Raw genomic sequence first — 8,539 nt, forward strand, 5'->3', positions numbered from 1 at the left:
TAGTTGAAAAAATTAAGTTGTTAAGAATATTTTAATTTAAGAGGTCTAGAAATAGTTGTTCATAATCTCGTATTATTTTGTCTTTATTAAACTTTTTATTTACATGCTCACTGATTTTTTTCGGATTCCATACTTTTTCTTCTTGAAGCTTTTTTAAGAACTCATTTTCATTTTCAACGATGTAGCCATTTATACCATTGGTAACAATTTCTTTTGTTCCTCCTGGTGCATTAAATGCTATAACAGGTAAACCTACTGTACAACTTTCTAGTAAAGCATTTGGGAACCCTTCAGAATAAGATCCTTGTAAAAACATGTCGTGTTTAATTAAGTGGCTAAACACATCGTCAGAATACTCAATATGATTAACTTTGTCAGTTAAATTAAGATCATTAATTTTATTTAAAATGTCTTCTTTATTACTACCTGTACCAATTATGGTAAATTCAAAAGGAATGGTAAGTCGGCTGAGAATATTTAAAAGCCTGGCTTGGCCTTTTATTTTGACCATTCTTCCTACCGTGATAAATTTTTTAACGTGATTTACTTTCTTACTGTCTTTTTTTAAAACACTAATTTGAGTTACAGGATTGTGAATAATTTTTATTTTGTTCTCATTAATATTATAAATTTGAAGAAAATCGTCTTTCATATCAGTAGACTGACAAATAATATAATCAAGATTTTTAATACCAATCTGTTCGGTATTAATTAAGTAAGAAATTAATGATTTTTTCTTCTGCTTTTTGTATTTAGAAGCAATGTTGGTAATGGTAGCGTGTCTTCCAATAAATTTTATCTTAGGAAAAAACTTAGAAATTAAACCCATCATTATATTTAAATGAGTAATTGAACTCACTACAATCTGAGGTTTGCACTTTGCTAATAATTTAATGATTCCTGTTGCACCAGAAAGTACACGTGTTTTATTTAAATATATAACTGATAGATCAGAAGTATCGTATTTGTTATCTTTTTCAAAACCAATAACAATTAAAGTGATATCAAACTTAGTCTTATTTAAGTTTTTAGATACAAAAGTGATAACGCGCTCTGCACCACCAGCATATAATGTTGGTAAAACGAAGAAAACTTTGATCTTGTTTTTATCCATTATTAATATTTAATTTTAATAGCTGTCCAAATCTAAGATCGCATCCTTCAGTTTTGAATTTTTGTGTACCAGAATGATGATGAAATGTAATTTCACCAAAGTAAATTTGCCCTTTTACAGCATAAAAGTCAACTCTTGAATAAATAAAGTCTTTAGCTATTTTTTCAGCTAAACCCTTCATTTTCTCAAACAATTTTGGCTTTGCTTCTAACTCTCCATTTTCGTATTGCCATACACATGGAATAAAATCCCAATTAGGGTCATATAAATTTCTCCTGCGGTCTCCAAAACGAGCAATATCTACGTGTACAAAAGCTAATTTACCATTAAAACAATGGAATTTATAATCGTTTGGAATTTCACCATTTTCAGTTGTCAAAAGTTCTTCTACAATTATTCTTGGTTCAATATTTTTATATTGCCATTCTCTTGTTGAATAGTAAAAATTTTCTTTTAAGCTGCGTTTAAATGCTTTTTGTACTTGCTTCCAATCTACGGAAGATTTATTTTTAACAATAACATAGCCACCACTGTCATGATTGTTTTTTATAATAAAACTTGTATCAGGTAAATTTTCAGGTTTAATATCGTCTGCATTTTTTGTGTGATATATTAGTGGAATTAAATATTGGTCTCCAATTTTTTCAGATATATATGATCGGACTGTGTATTTATCTGCGACTCGGGTATGCAAATTTGTTCTATCATATAATTTTAACCAAGTAATTTTTTCATTTAAAGTCTGAGGATTATTTAGGTCGATAGAGTAGCCCATATATTTTTTGAAATACCATTCTATAAACAGCTTGTCTGGGATAAGTTTTATTCCAAATTCATATAGCTTGTAGAAAGGTCTCAGTAAATTATAGCCCAAGTCAGAATTTCGATATAAATTTGAAATTCTACTTCTAATGGTTTTTTTCTTTAAATAGCTCATGCCTTATTAATTTTGTTATGTCTACACTGCCTAATACTTTAGCTGGTATTCCAGCTATGATTGTATGTTCTTCCTCAAATGACTTATTTACTACAGCATTAGCACCTATAGCTGTATTGTTAGGTATCCTAATATTTCCAAATATTTTAGCGCCTGGAGCTATGTATACGTTGTCACCCAAAATTGGACCTTGAATTTCACCACCAGAAGCACCAATATTGACACAAGCATGTATTCTACAATTAGCACCAATCCTAGTCGTATAATTAATTATTATCGTGCCATAATGTACTATTGACAGTCCTGGGCCAAAAATATTGATTGGAATAGAAAAATTAAGTTTCACAGACATTGACCTATAACGATATTTCAGATATACTATGTATAATTTGTATAGGCCTTTATTTTTGCAATTAACATAATATTCTAGTTTCCTCATTAATCTTTGAAAACGCCAAATAGGATTTGGCAAAAGTAAGTTTTTTACTTTACTCAATACGTTATCGTTATTAATCTCTAAAGCAATACGGTCACGTTCCAAATAATTACTATAATCAATCTTATTTTGTATCATTTATTTTATACATCATTAATTTAAATTTAAACTAATTTAGTTTAAAGGTCGTTTTCAATAGGATTTTTATGCGTGTCCAAAATATTCTAAAACTTTTATTAAAAATGTATAAAAGTGCACCGTAGATAAAAATAATGAATAAACTTACTTTAAAACTATATATAACCCAATTTAAAAAATTCATGTCATACTCTCGAGATATAAAATGATTAATACAAAAATCTACAAATAAACAAGATAATACGAAGCTTATCAGTATAGATGTCAATCCTTTCCAATAAATTAAAACACTTTTTTCAAAACCGTGTTTAAATAAATAATACGGTTTCCATAAAATACCAATAATAAAAAGACTACTTACTGTCCCTGCTACAATTCCAGAGATACCGTAGAAGCTACCTAGAGTAAAAGAAACAATTAAATTTATTGCGGCTTCAGATATAGCAGCCCATATATCAGAATACAAACCGTAGGCGTTCTTAAAGCGATTTATAGTTGCCGTTATTTGCATCATGAAAAAATTAGAAATAAATAAAATAAGAATAATTTTTGAAAGCACATATTTTTCACCCAACCAAAGTAAAATTAGTTCATCCATGGTATAATAAATTGCTAAACTAAAAAAGCCAGCAATAAAAAATTGAATTGAAACCAGTTCCCAAAATACTTTATTCACATTATCTTTATCATCTTCAGCAATTAGGTTCCCGACCGCAGAGCCAGTGCCAGCAAAGGCCATCATGATAAGACTATTTAATTTAGAAAACACCAAAAAATAATTACCGAAAAGTGCTACACTTTGCAAATTAATTAACCCATAAATTAATAAGTTGTCTGTTCCACTCTTAACGAAGTCGCTCATTTTATGAAAAAAGACTTGTTTTACTTTTTTTATAATCTCTGGATATTCTTTGATAACGGATGATTTTCCATTATAATGGATCATAAGCCATGGGTAAGTCTGTGATATCTTTCGTCTAAGTAATACACTATAAATGATGCTGAAGATAAGTTCTAAAATGATATATAAATAAAAATTTTTGTAATAAAGAACTATAATAACCTGTAGTAATACACGTACGATATGAAAGCTTTGAAAATACTTCTGAATTATATACCCTTTTTGATCGGCACCAAATAAACTAGCATGATAGTTTACAAAATAAGCTAAGAGTGTTGAGATCATTAAAGCGTAAAACACAAAATAAATTAGAAATAATGAAAACTTAGTGTCAGAAAATATCCATGGAAAAAATAGGGAAATAATTATACCTACAGCAAGTATGGATGTACCAATTTTTTTATAAAGTACACCTAATAATGCTATAATTTTATTTATTTCCTTTTGGTTGTTGGTATATAAGGGTTTATATAAAGTAAAACCTATTGCAGTTCCTATACCTAATTCTGCTAAATTTAAAAAACCGAGAATACTTCTTAAAGTTGATTCTAAACCAATAAAGTCATCACCTAGTTCATCTAAGAAAATTTTTCTAGAAAAAAATTGAATAAAAATTGAAATGGTGAAAAAAAACACACCAACCTTTGCGTTTTTTAAAGATTTGGAGACTCTAGACATTTTATTTTTTTTTCAATAAGCTATAAGAAAAATTAACCATATAGTTTTATATACGAAGTTAATAGGTTGCTAATATTAGAAAATGAAACTATAATGTTGAATTTTTTTGTCAATTAACAATTATAGACGTCGAATGTACAATTCCACATCTTTTTCGAGGTTAAATTTTCGTATTTCTAAGTTTTTCTAAGAATTTATTCTTAGTCTCTATATTTTGTTCTGTAAGAAAAAAATGTATTTAGTTAAAGTTGACATTGATATAATCCTTATCTCGTTTATTAGCGTAAATACAAGTGTTAAATGCAAAGATTATAAAATAATAAGTTTAATCTTACTTTTATGAACATTTCATCGAATTTTATTGCGTTTAATATTTTTAATCGGAATATTTTCATTTTATTGTACATGCCCTAATAAGTCTAACTGAACAAATAAACCATTATGCCCCTAAAAAAAATACAAAAGTATACTAAAAAACTATTATTAATTTTATTTCTAACTTTTAGCTTTCTATGTATTAGTGCTCAGCAGCAATTGGCATTCCCTACAGCTATGGGTGCAGGTGCGTACTCTACAGGTGGAAGAGGTGGGGAAGTAGTTCATGTCACAAATTTAAATGACAGTGGTGTTGGATCTTTTAGATGGGCATTAACAGACGCTTCTAACAAAGGAGTAAGTAGAACTATCGTTTTTGATGTAAGTGGTGTTATAGAATTACAATCAAATATATATGCAAGTAATGGTCCTGGAGACGAAGGTGGTTATGCTGATGGTATAACAATAGCTGGTCAGACTGCTCCTGAGGGAGGTATAACAATTACAGGTGGTAAAATATTTTTAATAGCTATTGATGATGTTGTAATTAGGTATGTTAAGTTTAGGTCGACAACCAATGTTTCTGGATGCTTACAATCACAAGACGCAAACAATGTTATCTTTGATCATTTATCGGGCAGTCATGTTGAGAGTGCAGAAGTTACCTTTAGTATGGTATCTAATAATGAAAATATCGAAGCATCTGGTAAGACAATTCAAAATTGTTTAATATATGATTCAGGGTTAGGGTTTATAATAGGAGATACAACTCCACCTAATGATTCTCACAACGAAGAATACACTATTATAAATAACCTTTTTGTAAATGTAGGTCACAGGTCTCCTGGAAAAATAGGAGGAGCTGTAAGGTTAGATATTATAAATAATACAGTTCATAATTGGTTTGCTCGGTTAATTAGATTAGATGATTGGTCATATACACTCAACCATATTGGTAATTATTATTCGACAGGAGGAAGAAGCACACAGTTAGCAAATACAGCTTATTTTGGAACAAATAATGGAGCGATATATGATAATGATAATTATTTAGACTCTAATTTTACGGGTTATGAATGGACTGATTTCTCACAGCCGAGAGTAGATCCGTTGCCAGAATCAAGTTTCGTAAGTACTGCTTTTAACTTTAATAATTCTGAGACTTTAAATATCAGAACTTCTTTAGATTTAAAAACTGAAGTTTTACCTTATGTTGGATCTTATAAATACATTAACGATAATGGAGTAGTCATTGAGGATAGAGACATAATTGATTCTTCTGCTATTAATAAAGCACTAACAGAATTTCAAGGAGATACTTCTGAGGACGTTACTTATGATATTACAATTCCCGAAATACCTACTTCATATAATACTAGACCATCTAGCTTTTATCAAAGTAACCCTAATATACCTGAAGCTTATTTAGTAAATAGAGGTATAGAAGGCAGTGTAACTATTCATAATCAAATACAACCATCAGGTTATACATTATTAGAAGAATATCTAAATGGGGTAGATAATGATGTTTCGGCAGTTGCCATAGGTGTCGAGAGCATAGCAGTAACTCCAAGTACTGCAGAACTTATAATAACCGATAGCCTACAATTAACAGCAACATTTACACCATCAAATGCCACTAATCAAGAAGGCACATGGACATCCGGAGATGAAGACATTGCAATTGTAGATGCTAATGGTCTTGTAACACCTATTTCTATAGGTGAGGTCACCATAACATTTACAACAGATGATGGGGACTTTACGGACACCTCCGAAATAACGGTTTTTCCTGAAGCGCTCGATCCGAGCGCAGGTGTTGACCAACAGATTTGTGAAGGTGAAAGCACCACACTAACAGCGAGTGGTGGGACAAGTTACGTTTGGAGCACAGGTGAAACTTCCGAGAGTATTGAAGTTACACCTGAGGAAACTACGTCTTTTATAGTTACAGTTTCTGATGATTTTGAGCAGTCAGAAGATGTTAGTGTAACAGTTACTGTAAACCCTATTCCAGCTGCAAATGCCGGAGAAGATCAATCTATATGTGAAGGTAGTTCGACTATTTTAACAGCGACAGGTGGAACGTCATACTTATGGAGTACTGGTGATACAACTGCTTCAATAGAAGTGAGTCCAACTTATGAAACAACTTATAGTGTTGAAGTAAGTAATGATTATTGTTCAAGTTCAGATGATGTCACAATTTATGTAAATACGGCACCAGAAATTTTGATATCTGAGAATATTGTGATTATGGAAGGGGAATCAACGACGCTTACAGTTAGTGGTGGTGAAACTTACGCATGGAGTACAGGTGAAACTACTGAATCAATTTCAGTAAATCCAATTAATACAACAACTTATTCGGTGAGTGCTAATGGACCAAATGGTTGTTTAAATAGTGCAGAGGTTACTGTAACCGTAATTCCAGAGCTTATAGCCATTGCTGGAGGGGATGAATCAATTTGTAGTGGTGAGACCATCACTTTATCTGCGTCAGGAGGATCTAATTACATATGGAATACTGGATATTTAGGTTCAGAATTAACCGTTAGTCCAACAGAGACAACAACCTACACAGTTACTGTAGAAAATGAATTTGGTTATTCCGATACTGATGACGTTACCGTTTTTGTAAATGATTTACCAAATATTTCAATTAACGAAGATCTTTTTGTGTTGAATGGCAATTCTGTAACGCTTACCGCGACTGGCGGAAACACTTACTCGTGGAGTACAGGTGAATCTACTTCAGAAATTACCGTTAGTCCAGATGTGACAACGACATATACTGTTACAGGATTTTCGGAAGCAGGCTGTCAAAGTGTAGCTGAAGTGGTTGTCACTGTGGTTGAAGATTTAGTGGCCAATGCCGGAAATGATATTACAATTTGTCTCGGTGAAAGTGTTACATTAAATGCATCAGGAGGAATAACTTACACATGGAGTACAGGTGATACAGGAGCAACACAAACATTTTCACCAACAGAAACTACGACTTACACAGTTACAGTAACAGATGGGTTTGGAAATTCGGATACAGATGATGTTACGATTACAGTAAACTCTCTTCCCATAGCATTTGCTGGTGAAGATAAAACAATATGTCAAGGTGAATCAGTTGAGCTTGTAGCAGAAGGTGGAGATTCTTACTTATGGAGTACTGGTGAAACAACTACAGCAATAAATGTAAACCCTAATGAAGATACCATTTATACAGTTGAAGTGTTTGCAAATGATTGTTCTGCTACGGATGATGTTGCCGTGTTTGTTATGGCTGCACCAGAGTTAATTGTGAGTGATGCGATGACAATTGTTTCAGGGAGTTCAACTATAATTGAAGCATCAGGGGCTGATTCTTATGTATGGTCTACTGGTGAAACTACTAGTGCAGTAGAAGTTAATCCTATAGAAACAACGACGTATTCTGTAACAGGTTTTTCTTTTAATAGTTGTCAAATTACTAAAGAAATTACAGTGACTGTAATAGCGGAAGTTCTTGCAGATGCAGGTGATGATGTTTCAATATGTAGTGGTGAAAGTGTGACATTAATAGCTTCGGGTGGACCTGAATTTTTCTGGGATACAGGAGATACAAGTGCTTCGGTAACTGTGAGTCCTATAGAAACAACGACTTATACAGTGACCGTAACGGATAATTTTGGTAACTCGGATACTGATAGTGTAATAGTGACAGTTAATGACTTACCAAGTTTAACCTTATCGGAAGATGTAACTATAACTGAAGGGGAAATCGTTAACCTTGCTGCTAGTGGTGCAGAAACTTATCAATGGAGTACAGGTGATACTTCAAGTACTATTTCGGTAAGTCCAATAGAAACAACAATTTACACGGTTACAGGTTACTCAGTAACAGGTTGTGAAGTTACTGAACAAGTTACAGTAAGTGTTGTTGTAGACGTTATCGCTGATGCAGGAAATGATGTTTCAATATGTAATGGTGAAAACGTAACGTTAACGGCTATTGGTGGTGGTGATTATACTTGGAATACAGGA

5 protein-coding genes are annotated in these 8,539 nt (G+C 32.0%); 1 reads left to right on the forward strand and 4 read right to left on the reverse strand.

Annotated features, from left to right (window positions below; genetic code table 11):
* Nucleotides 1-31 precede the first annotated feature (31 nt).
* The 4 genes from KO515_RS17945 to KO515_RS17960 are packed head-to-tail and all read right to left on the reverse strand — an operon-like array spanning nt 32 to nt 4,204.
* On the reverse strand, nt 32-1,114 hold the full coding sequence (locus KO515_RS17945) for a glycosyltransferase (RefSeq protein WP_215937719.1): 1,083 nt from the start codon (nt 1,112-1,114) through the stop codon (nt 32-34).
* On the reverse strand, nt 1,107-2,051 hold the full coding sequence (locus tag KO515_RS17950; RefSeq protein ID WP_215937720.1) for an ATP-grasp fold amidoligase family protein: 945 nt from the start codon (nt 2,049-2,051) through the stop codon (nt 1,107-1,109). Before KO515_RS17950 ends, KO515_RS17945 begins: the two co-directional genes overlap by 8 nt.
* Nucleotides 2,023-2,625: a serine O-acetyltransferase gene (locus KO515_RS17955; protein WP_215937721.1), complete on the reverse strand. Its 603-nt coding sequence runs from the start codon at nt 2,623-2,625 to the stop codon at nt 2,023-2,025. Before KO515_RS17955 ends, KO515_RS17950 begins: the two co-directional genes overlap by 29 nt.
* Before the next feature lie 31 nt (nt 2,626-2,656).
* Complete coding sequence (locus KO515_RS17960) at nt 2,657-4,204, reverse strand: lipopolysaccharide biosynthesis protein (protein ID WP_215937722.1); 1,548 nt, start codon at nt 4,202-4,204, stop codon at nt 2,657-2,659.
* 441 nt (nt 4,205-4,645) lie between these two features.
* Here KO515_RS17960 and KO515_RS17965 point away from each other — a divergent pair.
* Nucleotides 4,646-8,539: Ig-like domain-containing protein (locus KO515_RS17965; protein WP_215937723.1), on the forward strand; the 3,894-nt coding region annotated here is incomplete at its 3' end.

Origin of the sequence: Winogradskyella psychrotolerans (assembly GCF_018860545.1) — a bacterium.
Lineage (GTDB): Bacteria > Bacteroidota > Bacteroidia > Flavobacteriales > Flavobacteriaceae > Winogradskyella > Winogradskyella psychrotolerans_A.